Genomic DNA, 16,232 nt, shown 5'->3' with positions numbered 1-16,232 from the left:
TTATACATAATAGTAATGGAAGGGACTGCCATTTGCAACTACTTTGTAAAACAAGTTAGTTGCGCATCGATAGGTTTAATTTTTCAAATCAGGTGAATACTTCTTAAGGTGAAGCAAAAACATAAAGGAGTGTTTGAGTATGCATACCGATTTTACAAAGATGTACATTGATGGCCAGTGGGTCGAGGGGTCGAGCGATAAATCGATCGATAACACCAACCCGTTCACGGACGAGACGTTGTTCTCCATCCGATCGGCCGACGAATCCGATCTCGACAAGGCCTACGCGGTCGCAAAGGAAGCACAAACCGAATGGGCGACGATGCTCCCGCAAAACCGACGCGCCTTGATTGAGAAGTTCGCTGAAGTGACGTTGCAACATAAAGAAGACATCATCGACTGGCTCGTCAAAGAGTCCGGTAGCACGCGCATCAAAGCAGAAGGCGAATTTTTAGCGTCGATGGCGATCATCAAGGAAGCGGCGACATTCCCGTTCCGGATGGACGGGCTCATCAAGCCGTCAATCGTCCCGAATAAAGAGAACCGGGTCTACCGCAAGCCGCTCGGCGTCATCGGCGTCATCAGCCCATGGAACTTCCCGTTCCACCTCGCGGTCCGCTCAATCGTCTCCGCGCTCGCGACGGGCAATACCGTCGTCGTCAAACCGGCGACGGCGACACCGGTCACAGGCGGTCTCCTGTTCGCATCGTTATTTGAAGAGGCAGGCCTTCCGAAAGGCGTCTTGAACGTCGTCGTCGGTCGCGGTTCGGAGATCGGGGACGCCATCGTCGAGCACCCGGTGCCAAAACTCATCTCGTTCACTGGTTCGACTGAGGTCGGCAAAGGTATCGCCGAGAAAGCCGGACGTTTGTTGAAGAAAACAGCGCTCGAACTTGGCGGGAATAACGTCTTCGTCGTGTTAGATGATGCCGACATCGACCGTGCCGTCGAATCGGCCGTCTACTCGAAGTTCTATCACCAAGGGCAGATTTGTATGTCAACGAACCGGATTCTCGTCGCCGAATCGATTCACGATGCGTTCCTCGAAAAATTCGTCGAGCGGGTCGGTGCCTTGAAGTTCGGCAATCCGAACGAATCAGACACACAAGTCGGACCGCTCATCGATCATGATCAAGTCGAGCGTATCCTCGATCAAATCAAGCAGACGGTCGACGCTGGTGCGACGGTTCAAGTCGGCGGTAACACTGACGGGAACGTACTCGAGCCGACCGTCGTGAGTGGTGTCACGAATGACATGCCACTCGCGAAAAACGAGATTTTCGGACCGGTCGCTGTCGTCATCTCGTTCAAGGATGACGCCGAGGCGTTGAAACTCTCGAACGAGCTCCCGTACGGATTGAGCGGCGCCGTCCACGGTTCGATCTATCGCGCGACCGAGTTCGCCCGCCAAGTCGAGACAGGGATGATTCACGTCAACGACCAGTCGGTGAACGATGAGCCGCACTTGCCGTTCGGCGGTGAGAAAGATTCTGGTCTCGGCCGTTTCAACGGCGAATGGGTGCTCGAGGAGTTCACGACACTCCAATGGGTATCCGTCATGCACGAACGTCGGGAGTACAAACCGTTCTTCTCCTAAACAGCAAAAAGCGTGTTGGTCCGTTCCCGGACCAACACGCTTTTTTTAGATTTTCTTCACGAACTCCGATTTGAGCTTCATCGCGCCGAAGCCGTCAATCTTGCAGTCGATGTCATGGTCTCCGTCGACGAGACGGATGCCTTTCACTTTCGTGCCTTGTTTGACGACGAGCGACGTCCCTTTCACTTTCAAATCTTTGATGACTGTGACCGTGTCACCGTCTTGGAGCACGTTGCCGTTCGCGTCTTTGATTTGCGCGTCCGCTTCTGCCTCGGCCGCCTCGCTCGGTGACCACTCATACGCACATTCCGGACAGACGAGCAAGCTCCCGTCCTCATACACGTACATTGATTGACACTTCGGGCAATTTGGTAGTTCTGTCATGCTGATTCCTCCATTCGATTCACTGTTCCCAGTATACCGTATTTTCGGAGCGCAGACAGCTAGCGGTCAGCTTTCTTGCGGTGCCTCGGGACCTTTCAAATCGAGCTGATAAAACGATAAGTCGAGCCACTTCCCAAACTTGTAGCCGGCTTTTTTAATCGTGCCGGAATGGACGAATCCGACTTTTTCATGGGCTCGGATACTCGTCACGTTCGAGGCATCGATTCCGCCAATCACGGTCTTGTACTCACGCTCTTCAGCTAGACGAATAATCTCCCGGAGCAACTTGTTGCCAATCCCTTTGCTGCGGTAGCCAGGATGGACGTACACCGAATGCTCGACCGTATAATGATAGGCCGGCCATGGTCGAAACGGTCCAAACGTGGCAAAGCCCATCACGACGTCCCCTTCTTCCCATACAATGATTGGAAGTTCGGCCGCTTTTTTCTCTTCGTACCAAGCGATTCGATTTTGAAGCGTCACCGGCTCGTAGTGATAGACGGCGGTACTGTTAACGATGGCATCATTATAAATATGTAACACAGCTTGAAGGTCATCTCGACGACAATTGCGAATCATAGGAACACCACTTTCATATATTTTCTTCATTATACTTATCTCGATTTCAAAATACACGTGGCGATTCGCTCTCACACAAAAAAGTCAGCCGGTTTGACTGACTTTTTCACATTATGCTGCCAACCGATCGCACATCGAGGCGCACTCGACACAGACGCGCGCACATTCTTGGCAATGGGCATGCTTATGTTTCTCACATTCCTGGGCACACGCCTTGCAGACGACCGCACAAGCCCGAGCGAGTTCGGGGACGAACCCCGAATCACGTGTCATCGCCTCGGCAAGAAACGAACAGATGGCGGCGCACTCTCGGTCGAGCCGGATGCAATCGACCATCATCTTGACGTCATGTTCTTCCAGGCACGACTCCAGACAGTAATTACACGTCTCGACACAGTCACGTAACGTCTCCAGTTCATTCGCATAAATCCGATGCATACAGTTAGCCTCCTTTTTCAAAACGAAACGACAGTCACACCTTCCTTGTTCCCTAATCTTCAAAAGAAAAACGACCGTCGACTATCGTCTCGGGTCGTTCACGAAGGTGCGATATAAATAGGCGACCCCGTTCAACAAACGCTCTGAATAGCGTTTCGGCATGAAACGGAGCCGATAGAACCGGTACATCCGCTTCAAGTCTTCCCATTGGTGATCGACGTGCTGTCCTTGGCGGAAGCGGGCCAAATCGATTAAATAAATGCGACCTTCCGGCGTCAAAATCAAATTGCGCAAATGAACGTCCGACGGCGTCAGTCCGAGGCGCCGTGCCGCGATGAGCGCCGCGTCGACTTGCTGAATGTAGGACGCATCAATCCAAATCCCTTCCGTCAGACATTCGAATAGCGTCTTGCCCTCGATATAATCGATGACGATATAATTCACACCCGCTTCATACAAGCGTGGGAATTGAGGCAATCCTTCGAGCGTTCGGTAAATCACAGCCTCTTCGGCCGCGATATGCGTATAATCCGGAAAGAATACTTTGATGACGAGTCGCGTGTCTTTTATGCGAAACACGGCGGCACTGCGCCCGATCCCATGCAGTTCGAGGTCGGCATGAGCGGCGGTCACGTACGTTTCCTGACCTTGTTGCTCAAACGTGACGTCCGCATATTGTTCGTAATGATTCATAAGTCACTCCTCTTTTTCTGATCATCTCTGTCTCATCATAACTGAAATCGCTTCAGTTTGACTCGGTTTATGTCCTTCCAATACGCCCCAAAAGTGACGCCCCCCTGTTTTATCCTTATAATGAAAGCGACAAACAATGAGGAGGAATTTACCATGCAACGCATCGAACTGACAGAAGACTTATCATTCTCACGAATCATTCACGGCATGTGGCGTTTGGCCGAATGGGACATGAGCCCGCAGGAACGCCTTGCCTTTATCGAACAATGTATCGAACTCGGTATCACGACGTTCGATCACGCTGATATATATGGTGGCTATACATGTGAAGGATTGTTCGGCGAAGCGCTTCGCCTCAAACCCTCACTCCGCGATCAAATCGAGATTGTGACAAAGACCGGCATCAAGCTGACAGGCTCATTCAACCCTGGCCAATCGATTAACCACTATGATACGACGAAAGAACATATCATCCGCCAAGCCGAGCGCTCGCTACAAGAGCTCGTCATCGACCAAATCGACACGCTCTTGATTCATCGCCCCGACCCGCTCATGGACCCGGACGAAGTCGCCGAAGCGTTCATCACGTTGCAACGAACTGGAAAAGTGCGTACGTTCGGTGTCTCGAACCACGTACCAGCGACCCAACAGTTGTTGCAGTCACGTTTACCGTTCCAACTCGTGACGAACCAACTTGAACTTTCACCGATGCAATTGAAGCATTTTGAAGATGGTTCTGTCGACCTATGTCACGAGAAACGGATGCCGCTCATGGCGTGGAGTCCTCTCGCCGGCGGACAACTGTTCACCGAGTCGGCTTACGCACCGTTGCGTGAAAAATTGGAGGAAATCAGCGAGCGGCATCAAGCAAGCGGCATCGACGCCGTCGTCTATGCATGGCTCTTGAAGCATCCGGCCAAGATCATGCCAATCGTCGGTTCTGGGAAAATCGAACGAGTGCGGACCGCCGTCGATGCCTTTCAGATTGACCTGACGCGAGAAGAATGGTTCGAAATTTTGAAGGCGGCTCGCGGTCGCGACGTAGATTGAAGGTAAAAATAAACAAATAACACCTTTTAAATTCCACATCATTATTTTCGACGATTTTCGTCATTTTTTAGAATGTTGTCATTTCAGGCTTCATTCGTCAAAAATCGACACGTGTCAAATAGAGAAATTCCATTTCATATCCATAAGTGTAAAACAAGCCCGCTCAGTTCAAGTTGAGCGGGTTTTTTGATTTTTTTAAAAAAAATCGCATTAATTTTCCTAAGACTAAAGTCACAAAAAAATGGTGCTAAAATGATGAAAGTTAATCATTAAAAGGAGTGCACCCCGTGAAAAAGTACCTGATTCTTTGTACGCTCGCCATGTTGTTCGTCCTGTTCGGATGCGAAGAAGAACATGCATTTCGTTTACATACGGCTCCAGAGTACTATCAAGGTCGCGCCACTCTGCCTTCTGGTCAACAAATCGAGATGACCGAGTCCGACCGGACGAACGTCCTGGATGCCTGTTACCCGGAGGACGCCATCTCTCGTGTACCTGACGGAGAGCGTCTCTTGATTGGCACCGTCAAATTGAGCCAACCACTCACGACGACGGCCTCGACCGAAGTCTTTCCGACCGCCACATTTTTTGAAGTGGAAAATCAAACCTATGTCCAATGTCAAGCCGATACCATCACCTATATGAAACAAATCGATACGTTGCCGGATAGTCTCGTTCCGTACCGCGACCAGGCCGTCTCCTCTTCTGCGACATCGAAGCTTCGCGTCGCGCAACCGCACGAGCAAGTCCAATTCACCGAGGAGATGAAAAAACCGGTCGGCAATGAGCCTTATCCGAAACGACACGGGTTCGAGCAGACGCTCGTCCATGTGACGATGCCGTTCAACGGCTCGTTCGAGTTCACGTTCGAATCACCCGAATCACGTGAGACCATCACGTTGCCAATCAACGAAGCGTCACGTCAACCGTTCCTATCTCTAGGCTTAGGTACCGAAGTGTCTCAAGACGCGCGACAATACGGGATTCACCTGTCATCCGATCAAACGTTATATGAAGACGTCCTGCGACCAAAGAATGCCACCTACGATCGGGTACTCGGGACGCGGCAGGCAAGCACGCTCCCGAACAAACTCGTGCCGAACGAACGTTATCCATTGTTCAGCTTCTCCTTCATCCGTGACGGCAAGCCTTATAAACAAGTCGTGTCCATCACTTATAAAGAAGAGACGTTATTGCAGGGCGATCGTTTGAAAACAAAAATGCGGCAACAGTTCGCGCATCGCCGTCACGCCGTCGCCCATGAACTGGCGTTAATCGGCACAGAATCAAAAGATGAGCCGTTCTTACACCACGCCAACGCGGAGACCGTCCAGTTCGTGTTCCAAGCCATCGAGCGCTCAAAAGCCGTCGCGACGGCCGGAACCCCGGCGCCGATTCCTTACTTGACGGTGTTCGAGGGCATCTGCGCCCAAACGTTCGATGTCAGTTACACGGAAGACGATGTGATTTTGACAAACACGAAGACAGGTTCACATTTCAAATTGCTCCGCGCCGACGCCGAACGTTGGCACGACCTCTCCATCGGACAAGCAAATCAATGACTCCACATTTCAAGACAGACCAGCATGAGCCGGTCTGTCTTTGCACGTTGTACAGGCAAAATCAGAAAGTCTCCGCGCCTCGCTATGCGACAATGACAGCAAACGATGCAAAGGAGACAGTGTGATGACGAAACGATTCGAGCGCGATGTCGCCAGCCATTGGCCGGTCGCCTATAAACAAAACGGATATCCGCACGTGCAGCAAGGTTGGGTCTTGCCCCCGGAACGAAAAGACGAGTTCGACCCGTTCATCTTGATGGCCGAGGACTGGTTCAAACGGGGAACGTTCTCAGACCACCCGCACCGCGGCTTCCAGACCATCACCTACGTGATCGACGGACGACTGGAACATATCGACAACCATGGCGGACATTCGATTTTGGATGCGGGTGACGTCCAATACATGAATGCGGGTTGGGCGGCAAGGCATGCCGAAGAGGCCGTCGACGACGATTTGATTCATACGCTTCAACTATGGCTCAACCTGCCGAAAGCACTAAAAACGACGACGACGTCTTACCAAAACGTATATGTCGAGGAGGCGCCGCTCGTACCGATCGACGGAGGGCACGTGCGTGTCTATTCGGGTGACATCGCCGGGGTGACCGGACCGATGGACAGTCTCGTCTCCATCACGATGAGTGAGGTGAGCTTGCAGAACGGAGCCGCCTATGAGCACGTCATCCCGACAAATCATAACGCGTTCGTTTACGTCCTCGCCGGCTCCATCGAACTCGGGACGTCGGCGACACCGCTTGCGAAGACGCACGCGGCGACCCTCACCTATGATGAGACGAGCGACAGTGAGAGCGTGGTCCGCCTCAAAGCGACATCACGGGCGAAACTGCTCATTTATTCAGGCAAGCCGATTCGGGAAGAATATATCGCCCACGGTCCGTTCGTCATGAATACCGAAGAGGAGATTCGCCAAGCGTTCCGCGACTATCACGCTGGCGGTTTCGGTCCTCCGGCCGTCAAATAAAATAAGCCGCGCCTAAGGCGTGGCTTATTTTTTGTCTGGCATGAGCACGGTCTGTTGCGTCGGGACGCGCCCGATCGAGACGGTCCGTTCGACGAGGACGTACTGCTTGCCGTTCACTTCAAACTTCCGGTCGCCAAGATAATGCGCCGACTTCCCATCTTCATACAGCTTCGTCAAAATCGCGGGCACATATTCGTTCAAGTTCGTGTAATGCTCATCGAGCGTCATGACGATATTGCCTTTGCCATAGCCCAACCATTGGTTCGACATGAATAACATAAGCGAAATCGTTCCAATCACACCGATGACTAAAATGACTGTCTCCATCAAATCCTCCTCTATCACGTATGTGTTTCAGTGGCGTGATTATGGTACGCCGAGACTAATCTTCTACTCTAGAGATGCTTGATGACGAACTGTCGCTTCGGTTCAAAACCTAACTGCCCATAAAAAGCAGCCGCCCCTTCGTTCACCGACCAATAATCCAGTTCGATTGACGGGAATCCGTGCGTGATGGCATAGCGTTCCACCTCTGCCATGACCAAGCGTCCATACCCTTGTCGCTTCGCCTCCGGGTTGATGCTGATTTGATGCACGTAAAGCGTCCGGACGGCTTGCCGAAACGCGTTCGCCTCACTCACGCGCTCTTGGAAACAGACGTATCCGATGACGTCATCCTCAATCTCTGCCGTAAAAAAATGATAATCGTCTCGCGCCATCATCTCCGAAAACGCCGCTTCCATCGAGGCATGATCGTACGCTGCAAAGAAAGCCGGCGCCAACTGAAGATGATGTTCGTGAATCGGACGGTTCAACGTCGCAATCCATGCCGCATCTTCGGTTCGTTTCAATTGCATCATAACGGCCATGAACCCTCATTTTTATAATCCCGTGTCTCCGTGACCCCGTGCGGCTTTTCATCCCCACGCAACGTATGGTTCGTCGTACCCTGCTCTTTGCCATGCAAACGGTGTTGAATCGGACGGGCCAGGAAGTAACCGCCAAACAAGGAGAGCGGGAAGATGATAAAGGCAGTGCCTAGAAACAGATAGGCGTATGCCCGCATCTCGTCTGTGCCAACGAAGGTATTGACGCCATATCGAAATCCAAAAAATAAGCCGACGAATAACAGTGCGACAAACGCATACTCGATGCATTTCCCGAGAAATCGTTTCATCTCATGACCCCCTTCACCTGATTAGTATTCTTTACGAGATGAAACGGCAAAACGTTTCAAATTTGTTGGCGCGACAGATACCACATCGTCGCCTCCTGCTCGGTCGTGGACACCCAGTCTTGTTTTCCTTGGATATAGCTCTCGATATCCTCTGGATGCTGACTCGCCAATTGTTGTTTAAGGGCCGCATACTCGTCTCGTACGTCTGGGAACGTCATCAAGTAATCGCGGAACGCAAGATGACGCGTCACGCCCTCATCCCCGTCCTCGAACATATGGACGTGAATCGTCCGCACGTCTTCCCCTTTGGCAAAGAAACGCCGTCTCGGAATCCCATGCTCGCCGAAACTTCGATACCCGAGTGCCTCCATGTGTCCGACCCATTCATCAATCCGCTCGATTTCCCGTACGACCGGCATGATGTCGATAATCGGTTTCGCATCGAGTCCTGGCACCGATGTGCTTCCGATGTGATGGATGGCGACGATTTCCCCTTCAAACAAGCGTTCGAGCTTGGCCGCCTCTTCCTTGAATCTCGTCTCCCATATCGGATCATACGGGACGACCTCTACTTTTCTCATGGTCCGTTCCCTCCTTCACCATCATTGTTCCGTCTCTTTTATCATACCCGTTTTTCAAAGCGTTTAGAAATCACCTTCGCCAATCGAAAGGTTTGTCCCGACGCAAAATGGGAAATGCTAATATTAATGAAATCAGAACTGGAGAGTGGACCGCATGTTGACACAACAGCAGATTGATACGTTCAAGGAACGTCTATTAAAAGAAAAAGCGAAGACCGAAGGCTACATGGAAAACCGGGAAGAAGTGTATGACGAAGGGGAACTGTCACACTACGATAACCATCCGGCCGACTCAGGAGAAGAACTGTTCTTGCGCGAACGCGATCAAGCGCTCACGGAGCTCGATGAAGAATTCTTAAGTGACGTCGACAAGGCGTTGCTCGCCATCAAGAACGGGACGTACGGTAAATGTGAGGTGTGCGGCGAAGACATCGAGTTGGACCGTTTAGAGATTATCCCCGAGGCGACGCTCTGTATCCAGCATGCCCGCGAACAAGAAGAGAACGAGCACTCGACCGACCGTGAACGTCCGGTCGAAGAGGATGTGCTCAATCCGTCTGAGACGGCTGCCCGCAAACAACTCGACGGGACGGACGAACCGGGACAAAGCACGGATGCGTTCAGCCAAGTCGAAGATTTCGGAAGTTCGGATACGATTGCCGATAGCGAGGGCAATCATGACCCGACTCGCGAATAACAACGATCAGTGAACGAGCGAAAGGAGTCCATCTCCTTTCGCTTTTTTGATGGATTGAGGAGGCGGCTTTCTTCGTCCGATTTCTTCCATCTTTCCATACCGCATGATACACTGTGTAAAAATACACCTTAGGAGCAGCTATGCATACAAAAGAGACGTTTTCCGAACTGATTTCTAGCAAGCTCAAACTGATTCGCACCGAGCAAGGGTTATCGCAAGAAGAACTATGTACGCTCGTCGGCATCTCGAAAAAAACGTTGATTCAAATCGAGAAGCGACGCCTGAACGCGAACTGGACGACGACGGTCGCCATCTGTGCCTTGTTCAATCAAAGCCCCTATCTCCACTCGTTGATTGGAGATCAACCGATCGAGTTCATTCGCCTCGTCGCCCATACCGACCCGAGCCTGGCGACGAAAACGTTGGGCGGACACGTCTGGTGGACGACAATCGAGCACCAAGGGAAGTACCGGATTCAACAGAATATGGTCAGTCAACATTACCGGATTCTCGATCACGATGACTTCCGCTGGTTCAGCACGTTCGATCGCGACGAGGCGCTCCGAAAATTGATTGAACTGCGCGCGACCCAAAACGATCAGGAGTGACGGGGAAGCAAAAAAAAGACGCAACGAGTCCGTTGCGTCAATACGTCGCTTTAATCGGCGACGCGCCACCTAGCACTTCGGCGACATCCATCGGGTTGACCGTGTTGCCGGCCGAACTTGATGAAAAGCCGTATTCTCCTTGATGCACTTCGAAATGGAGGTGCGGACCTGACGAGTTGCCCGTGTTGCCGATTTGGCCAATGCCTTCGCCTTGGAGCAACGTCTGACCTGTCTTCACTTCGATTTTATGCATATGGGCGTAGACCGTCGTCCACTTTTGACCATTGATTTCATGCTCGATGAAGACGTGCTTCCCATACGGTCCGCCCGATTTGACGTCCGTGACCGTCCCAGCTGCCGCCGCGTAAATCGGTGTGCCGACGTTCGCAGCGATATCGATTCCGTTATGGAACGTATATCCGAACTGGCCGCTCGCCGGTCCGTAGCCTTGTGACAGACGTCCGGTCGCTGGCATCATAAACTTGTCAGGCGCAAGCGCCGCCGTTTGTTGCTTCAAGTCTTTCAATTGGGCCGCTTGCCCTTTCAGCTGCTTGTATGCAGCCACATGAGCCGAACGGGCTTGTTGTCGTTCTGCTTTCACGTCCGCCTGTTTGCTCTCGAGCGCCTTTAACGATTGTGTCGTCTCGGCTTGTTTGGCTTGCAAATCACGCTTCGTCTCTTCAGACTCGGCCGCCTCCGCCTTGGCGCTCGGCAGGACAGTCGATAGCACTTGTTCGAATAGAGACTTGTCAGCTGTCTTAGGATTCAAGGCCGTCTCATATGACGCGAGTTTTGATTTGGTCTGCTCAATCTTCTGATCGATTGCTTTCGCGCTCTGATCGATCGTTTCGACGTGACGTTTGGCTTTGGCGACCGATTGTTTCGACGTTTGAATCCGTTGTTCGGTCTGTTGAAGCGATTTCGTCGTCTTGACGAGGTCTTGCGGGGTAATTTGATCCGCGGATACGGCTGAAGTCCCTGATAGAACCAGGACGCCTGTACCGACGGTGACGAGTAGTTGTTTCCACATATATTGATAAAACCTCCAGATTGGATGATTCGCTAGCTTGATCAAAAAGCTACAAGTGCGAATATAGCATCCACGCCTAAAAAGTTCAATATATGAAGCATTTCATTTGTATGTCGAACATATCAAAACCGTGAACTCCCTACCCATAAACTTCACTCAAATTTCATGAGGGTCATCCGTCGTCATCGTTTGCGTTGCAGGACAATGACGACGATACTGACGGCGGCTAGAATGGTCAGCGCCGGTCCGCCGAACAAAAACAGGCGATCAAGGCCCGAGGGTAGATTCGTCGTCAGGCCAAGAATCGTGAACAAGTTTCCAATGATCAGACCGATCATGAGGACAGGCAACAAGACGCGCATCACGTCTCCATCCCGGGCTTACTCATCTCGAATTGGGCAATCTCGTCCTGAACGAACCCGAGGTGTCGGGCTGCCATCAGCAACGCCGGTCGATCAGACGTCAACGTCAGGCGAATCGGTCCTTCGGCCGCGGCCGCACGCAATAACCACTCGGCGTCCTCGTCACGACCGAACACATCAAGCAACAGGTTTTCCCGGAACAGGAGCGCCCCGCTCGTCTCGCCTTCGCTCACTCGAACGAGCTCGGTCTGTTGTTGCGTCGTGCGGACATCGACTTGCCAAATCGGTTTGTGCCCCGCAGCCGGATAATACGCATCGAACAGCTCACGAATCGGGACCTGTTCCCGTGTCGCGTTCGTCACGGTCGGTACGGATTGAAAGTACATAATCTCTCGGACGACACGGTACCCGAGTCGCTCGTAGAGGGCGAGCGCCGGTTCGTTCCCTTGAATCACCTCAAGCAGACGCATGCCCGTCGCCTGTTCGTCGAACTGTCGCATCAATTCGTGTGCGATTCCGAGGTGTCGATAGTCTGGGGCGACGGCCAAGCCGCCACAACGCGTCACCCATCCCGTATCGAGGTGCGCCACACCGCTCAACATGACGGCGACAGGTCGACCGTCCGCATAGGCGACAACGGAACGCGTCGGCTGATTTTGATCACGGACGAGGAAGACGCTCTCGAACCGGGCCTCATCCATGTCAAAGCGAATCATGTAATCGGAAAAACCGTCCATGAAGGCTCGATACAAATCTTGAAGCGGTGGACCTTGGACATACGTAATCACTGGATGCATCATGCGTTCGTTCCCTTCACTTGTATTTCGGTATACTGGTAGAGATAGCTGCTTATGGGGGAGGATTTATCATGACGACGAAACTTGAACCACTTCGCGAGGCCCATTGGCCGGTCTTGAACACATTCACGTTACCGTTCGAACAAGAAAAATATACGACGCTTCCGATCGACCTCGAGTCCCCGCTCACAGACGGGATACACCCCATCGTCATCGTGGCCGAAGAGCCCGTCGGTTTCTTTTTGCTCCACGATACGGAACGGGTGACCTCGTATACAGAGGCAGACGACGCGTTGTTGCTCTCGATGTTCTCCATCAACCATTCGGCGCAAGGGAACGGTCATGCCAAAGCCGCACTCCGCCAGTTACCGAACTATGTACGAGCGCACTTCCCTCATAAACACGAGGTCGTGCTATCGGTCAATCTGAAGAACGAGGCCGCCTTCTCCCTCTATCAAACGGTCGGGTTCGTCGACACAGGTCGTCGAATCGATGGCCCCATCGGTCCGCAACGCATCATGTCGCTAGCGGTATAAGCTCGCCCGGTAACAGCCCATATACAGCCGTGTCCGTCAGCCGCAACCCATCGGCGGACAAGTCTTCGTTCCGGAGCACCCCTTCTAACTGAAAGCCGAGCCGTTCCGGAATCAAGCGACTCCCCTCGTTCGTCGACTCGCAGCGAATCTCGATTCGTTTGAAATCGAACCGGGTGAAGCCGAAACGAATGACCGCCTCGACCGCTTCCGTCATATAGCCACGGCCGGTATGGGTCGAGTCGAGCCAATAGCCGATTTCCGCTTTCGGGACGTCCCAATCAATCCCGAACAGGCTGACCGTCCCGACAAACGTTCCCGTCTCCCGTAAAAAGATGAGGTACCGGAAACTTTCACCTGTTGCGTACAAATCTTGCGCCCGTTGTAAATTCGCTTCCGTCTCAGACAACATCGGTACGTCTTGCGCGAACGGGAGCCATCGCTTCAACTCTTCATGTGACCCCCGAATCGACTCGTTGACGACCCGCGCATCCGTCTCGGCAATCGGCGCCCGTAAATATAGACGCGCCGTCTCCAAAGCGAGCGGGATCGTGTCTTGTCCTGTCTCCATCTTTCTTCCCCCTCTTTACTTGCGAAAACACCAAATGAGCAAGCCACCCATCCCGACCACGAGCACGATGTGAAGCAGTTGCCATATGGCCTCAATCATGACGCCCATCGTGAGCGGCTTTTATACCTGCAAGCACTTGCTCCCAGTAGTTGGCCGGGTGCGGTACGAGATCGCGTTTCGTCACGGTCCGTGTCTCTCCCGAGATGACCGAGGTCGTCTCCACCTCGGACTGCGTCCCGCCAATCAATGCGTGGAACGCCACCATGTCGACCGAGACGACATCGGCCACTTCCGTTTCATCCAACGTGAACGCTTCGCCATCGTACGCATAGACATACGTATGGGCGAACTCGCGGTCTAAAAACGTATCCGTCTCGATGACGTCTTCGAAGACGCCGAGCGAAGTCAGTTGATCGAGCGTCAATTCGAGACCTAGCTCTTCTTGAATCTCACGCACCCCGTCACGAACGGTCTCACCGGCGGCCAAGTGACCGGCAGCCGTGATATCAAACAGCCCGGGGAAATCCGCCTTCGTATCGCTACGAAGCTGTAACAGGAGGCGGTCATGGTCCGTCATCCAGCAGTGGAACGTCTCATGCCAATCCCCGTCCCGATGGACGTCTGCTCGTGATTTCAAGCCGATTTTCTTCCGACGATGGTCGACGATGGTGATGAACTCCATCATGGCGTCACCCCGTTCTCTAAAAAGGTGATTGTTCCCGCCGTCGCGTCAAGTTCGACCTCGATGCCAATCGGAAACACATGGGACGGGAACGTATGCCCGATATCGACGTTCGTCAAAATCGGGAAGTCGACGTCTCCGAGCACTTCGAGCAGCAACTCCTCGAACGTGAACGGTGCGCCGGCCGCATCGAAATGTTCATGCTTGCCAATGACGAGACCGCTGATGACATCGAACACCCCGGCGAGTTTGAGCATGCTGAGGGAACGCTCCTCGTCCGCCATCGTCTTGAACGAGTCCTCTAAAAAGAGAATCGCCCCGTTCAGCTCAGGAAAATAATCCGACTTTAAAAAGCCGGTCATCGTGTTTAGGTTCCCGCCAATCAATCGCCCGCGGACCTGTCCGTCTCGAAGCGTGAGCCAGCCTTCATTTGGACGGAACGTCTTCTCCCGGTCCTGGGTCGACCAATCAATCATCTCCTCGGTCCACTCCCGGGGTACGTCGAGCGTATACGGTGCCGTCCGTTCCAAACCGAGCACCTCTCGCACATACCGTTCTCCGTCGGCGAACATCGTCTCGTATTCTCCGAACGACGGCACGACTGCCGGACCGTAAAACGTTGTCACTCCCGTCTGCGTATAACAGGCGAGGAGAAGCGCCGTCACGTCGCTATAGCCCATGATGATTTTCGGCTGTCGTCGCAACGCCTCATAGTCGATATACGGCAAGAGCGAGTTCGAGTTCGTCCCACCAATCGTGCTGATTATCACTTTGACGTCCGGGTCGCGCAACAGCGCGTTGAACTCTTCGGCCCGCTCTTGAATCGAGGCCGAGCGGTATCCTGCCGAACGATGCGTGCATGAACCTTCACGGACGATGAACCCCATCCGTTTCAGCTGTTCGATTCCACGTGCGTATCGTTCCGGGAACCGGGCCGGTGCCGGAAACGACGGCGTGATGATTCCAATCGTATCTCCCGGACGTAACGCCGGTGGGTGCTTCTTCGTCAACATAGTCATTCCTCCATCAAGTTCGATGCCTTCACTGTACGGGTTTCAGAAGTCGGATGACAACCCGGTTCAAAACAAATCAGGGTCCTCTGACAGAGTCCGTACTTTGCGGATTTTCTGCGGTCGCCCGGTCCATCCGAGTGTGAGAAAGAAGAAACCGCCCCCGACGACACAGGATAATCCGACTAGTCCCGCGACGACGCCATCAAATCCGAAGCGTTCACCGCTCACGACAAGCAACAGTGGTGAAAACAGAAACGCGACAACGAGCAGCAACGCACCGCCCCACATCCGTCGCCGCGGAAATCCGATTGTCCACCAGCCGAATGCCACCAAGCTTAAAACGATGAACCCAATCATCCCGAATAACACCATTCCCAGCCCTCCGCTCTTCAAATTGTCTTGTCTTATTCCGCATGAACAATTCAAAATCCTGTAAAAAAGACCCTATACAATTCCTTAAATCCGGGTAAATAATACTGGAAACCATCGTACCGGAATGGCGCAGAGGAGGAACACCATGAGAACCCGACTCATCTTTGCTCTGGCATTTATCGGTCTTTTTTTAGTTGCCGTCTATTGGGTCAGCACATGGAACGACCATCAAATCGAAGGACGAATCGAACAGATTGACATCCCCCAGCTGATGATTGGCCCTCACGATTTCTCAGACGACGAGTTGACATTGCATACAGTCTTAATCAACGAACAAACGAAAGTGACCGGAGACGCGAACGACGTGCAACAACTCCGGGTCGGACAAATCGTCACAGTCGAGCTCGACCGCGACGCCAAGCTGAAAATCGCGATATCGATTCACGTTCAACCGGAATGAAGCGTTTCACCTTTTTTCAGAAAACCGGCTTAGTTTTCATAGAACGGTGGAATATGAGAACAGG

At 52.7% G+C, this 16,232-nt stretch carries 23 protein-coding genes; 8 read left to right on the top strand and 15 right to left on the bottom strand.

The genetic code is table 11. The annotated features are described in order from the left end of the window. Positions 1-139: 139 nt before the first annotated feature. Entirely contained in the window at positions 140-1,597 is a 1,458-nt protein-coding gene (locus KNP83_RS00340; RefSeq protein WP_214758974.1) for an aldehyde dehydrogenase family protein, read from the top strand. Positions 1,598-1,642: 45 nt separating this feature from the next. On the opposite strand, the gene KNP83_RS00335 is transcribed toward KNP83_RS00340, so the two are convergent. The 4 genes from KNP83_RS00335 to KNP83_RS00320 all read right to left on the bottom strand — a co-directional run bounded on the left by KNP83_RS00335 (position 1,643) and on the right by KNP83_RS00320 (position 3,691). Next, positions 1,643-1,981 carry a zinc ribbon domain-containing protein YjdM gene (locus tag KNP83_RS00335; protein ID WP_214758972.1) on the bottom strand — a complete coding sequence of 113 codons (339 nt, stop codon included), beginning with the start codon at positions 1,979-1,981 and terminating at the stop codon, positions 1,643-1,645. Positions 1,982-2,047: 66 nt separating this feature from the next. Beyond that, positions 2,048-2,560, bottom strand: coding sequence for a GNAT family N-acetyltransferase (locus KNP83_RS00330; protein WP_214758969.1), 513 nt, complete (start codon positions 2,558-2,560; stop codon positions 2,048-2,050). A gap of 111 nt (positions 2,561-2,671) precedes the next feature. Then, the gene (locus tag KNP83_RS00325) at positions 2,672-2,998 is read right to left on the bottom strand and encodes a four-helix bundle copper-binding protein (protein WP_214758967.1); all 327 of its coding nucleotides are present in this window, start codon (positions 2,996-2,998) and stop codon (positions 2,672-2,674) included. Positions 2,999-3,079: 81 nt separating this feature from the next. Beyond that, entirely contained in the window at positions 3,080-3,691 is a 612-nt protein-coding gene (locus tag KNP83_RS00320) for a protein kinase family protein (protein WP_214758960.1), read from the bottom strand. 153 nt (positions 3,692-3,844) lie between these two features. Here KNP83_RS00320 and KNP83_RS00315 point away from each other — a divergent pair, with 153 nt between their 5' ends. The 3 genes from KNP83_RS00315 (at position 3,845) to KNP83_RS00305 (ending at position 7,285) form a co-directional block, all read left to right on the top strand. Continuing rightward, a complete protein-coding gene (locus tag KNP83_RS00315; protein ID WP_214758958.1) occupies positions 3,845-4,741 on the top strand; it encodes an aldo/keto reductase in 897 nt (298 codons plus the stop codon). Between the two features lie 287 nt (positions 4,742-5,028). After that, positions 5,029-6,303 carry a hypothetical protein gene (locus KNP83_RS00310; RefSeq protein ID WP_353048497.1) on the top strand — a complete coding sequence of 425 codons (1,275 nt, stop codon included), beginning with the start codon at positions 5,029-5,031 and terminating at the stop codon, positions 6,301-6,303. 124 nt (positions 6,304-6,427) lie between these two features. Continuing rightward, complete coding sequence (locus KNP83_RS00305; protein ID WP_214758956.1) at positions 6,428-7,285, top strand: pirin family protein; 858 nt, start codon at positions 6,428-6,430, stop codon at positions 7,283-7,285. Between the two features lie 24 nt (positions 7,286-7,309). Here the strand turns inward: KNP83_RS00305 and KNP83_RS00300 are convergent, their stop codons facing one another. The 4 genes from KNP83_RS00300 to KNP83_RS00285 all read right to left on the bottom strand — a co-directional run bounded on the left by KNP83_RS00300 (position 7,310) and on the right by KNP83_RS00285 (position 9,043). Continuing rightward, complete coding sequence (locus tag KNP83_RS00300) at positions 7,310-7,612, bottom strand: hypothetical protein (RefSeq protein WP_214758954.1); 303 nt, start codon at positions 7,610-7,612, stop codon at positions 7,310-7,312. Positions 7,613-7,680: 68 nt separating this feature from the next. Continuing rightward, positions 7,681-8,154 (bottom strand): GNAT family N-acetyltransferase, encoded by a 474-nt coding sequence (locus KNP83_RS00295; RefSeq protein WP_214758952.1) that lies wholly within the window; start codon positions 8,152-8,154, stop codon positions 7,681-7,683. Next, positions 8,142-8,462 (bottom strand): hypothetical protein, encoded by a 321-nt coding sequence (locus tag KNP83_RS00290; protein WP_214758950.1) that lies wholly within the window; start codon positions 8,460-8,462, stop codon positions 8,142-8,144. The genes KNP83_RS00295 and KNP83_RS00290 overlap by 13 nt, the downstream gene beginning before the upstream one ends. 56 nt (positions 8,463-8,518) lie before the next feature. Then, positions 8,519-9,043, bottom strand: coding sequence for a GrpB family protein (locus tag KNP83_RS00285; protein WP_214758948.1), 525 nt, complete (start codon positions 9,041-9,043; stop codon positions 8,519-8,521). A 154-nt stretch (positions 9,044-9,197) separates the two neighbouring features. Here KNP83_RS00285 and KNP83_RS00280 point away from each other — a divergent pair, with 154 nt between their 5' ends. Together KNP83_RS00280 and KNP83_RS00275 are read left to right on the top strand one after the other, a co-directional pair. Next, entirely contained in the window at positions 9,198-9,740 is a 543-nt protein-coding gene (locus KNP83_RS00280) for a TraR/DksA C4-type zinc finger protein (RefSeq protein ID WP_214758946.1), read from the top strand. A gap of 140 nt (positions 9,741-9,880) precedes the next feature. Beyond that, on the top strand, positions 9,881-10,348 hold the full coding sequence (locus KNP83_RS00275; protein ID WP_214758944.1) for a helix-turn-helix transcriptional regulator: 468 nt from the start codon (positions 9,881-9,883) through the stop codon (positions 10,346-10,348). 37 nt (positions 10,349-10,385) lie between these two features. On the opposite strand, the gene KNP83_RS00270 is transcribed toward KNP83_RS00275, so the two are convergent. From KNP83_RS00270 to KNP83_RS00260, 3 genes are all read right to left on the bottom strand, one after another. Next, positions 10,386-11,378: a M23 family metallopeptidase gene (locus KNP83_RS00270; protein WP_214758942.1), complete on the bottom strand. Its 993-nt coding sequence runs from the start codon at positions 11,376-11,378 to the stop codon at positions 10,386-10,388. A 182-nt stretch (positions 11,379-11,560) separates the two neighbouring features. Continuing rightward, entirely contained in the window at positions 11,561-11,740 is a 180-nt protein-coding gene (locus KNP83_RS00265) for a hypothetical protein (protein ID WP_214758940.1), read from the bottom strand. Next, positions 11,740-12,540, bottom strand: a complete 801-nt coding sequence (locus KNP83_RS00260) for a GNAT family N-acetyltransferase (protein WP_251139138.1) — start codon at positions 12,538-12,540, stop codon at positions 11,740-11,742. The genes KNP83_RS00265 and KNP83_RS00260 overlap by 1 nt, the downstream gene beginning before the upstream one ends. A gap of 68 nt (positions 12,541-12,608) precedes the next feature. Between KNP83_RS00260 and KNP83_RS00255 the strand changes: the two genes are divergently transcribed. Continuing rightward, positions 12,609-13,073, top strand: coding sequence for a GNAT family N-acetyltransferase (locus KNP83_RS00255; protein WP_214758938.1), 465 nt, complete (start codon positions 12,609-12,611; stop codon positions 13,071-13,073). On the opposite strand, the gene KNP83_RS00250 is transcribed toward KNP83_RS00255, so the two are convergent. The 4 genes from KNP83_RS00250 to KNP83_RS00235 all read right to left on the bottom strand — a co-directional run bounded on the left by KNP83_RS00250 (position 13,054) and on the right by KNP83_RS00235 (position 15,708). Then, positions 13,054-13,641, bottom strand: coding sequence for a GNAT family N-acetyltransferase (locus KNP83_RS00250; RefSeq protein WP_214758930.1), 588 nt, complete (start codon positions 13,639-13,641; stop codon positions 13,054-13,056). The two genes, KNP83_RS00255 and KNP83_RS00250, sit on opposite strands and share 20 nt — an antisense overlap. 91 nt (positions 13,642-13,732) lie before the next feature. Further along, positions 13,733-14,326, bottom strand: coding sequence for an NUDIX hydrolase (locus tag KNP83_RS00245; protein WP_214758928.1), 594 nt, complete (start codon positions 14,324-14,326; stop codon positions 13,733-13,735). Then, on the bottom strand, positions 14,323-15,336 hold the full coding sequence (locus tag KNP83_RS00240; protein ID WP_214758925.1) for a S66 family peptidase: 1,014 nt from the start codon (positions 15,334-15,336) through the stop codon (positions 14,323-14,325). The genes KNP83_RS00245 and KNP83_RS00240 overlap by 4 nt, the downstream gene beginning before the upstream one ends. Before the next feature lie 66 nt (positions 15,337-15,402). Then, positions 15,403-15,708, bottom strand: coding sequence for a hypothetical protein (locus tag KNP83_RS00235; RefSeq protein WP_214758920.1), 306 nt, complete (start codon positions 15,706-15,708; stop codon positions 15,403-15,405). 145 nt (positions 15,709-15,853) lie between these two features. Here KNP83_RS00235 and KNP83_RS00230 point away from each other — a divergent pair, with 145 nt between their 5' ends. Next, positions 15,854-16,168, top strand: coding sequence for a hypothetical protein (locus KNP83_RS00230; RefSeq protein ID WP_214758913.1), 315 nt, complete (start codon positions 15,854-15,856; stop codon positions 16,166-16,168). Positions 16,169-16,232: the final 64 nt, after the last annotated feature.

Source organism: Exiguobacterium sp. s146 (assembly GCF_018618415.1).
GTDB lineage: Bacteria > Bacillota > Bacilli > Exiguobacteriales > Exiguobacteriaceae > Exiguobacterium.
The sequence above is the reverse complement of the archived record's forward strand: the minus strand, read 5'-3'. Positions and strand labels throughout refer to the sequence as shown.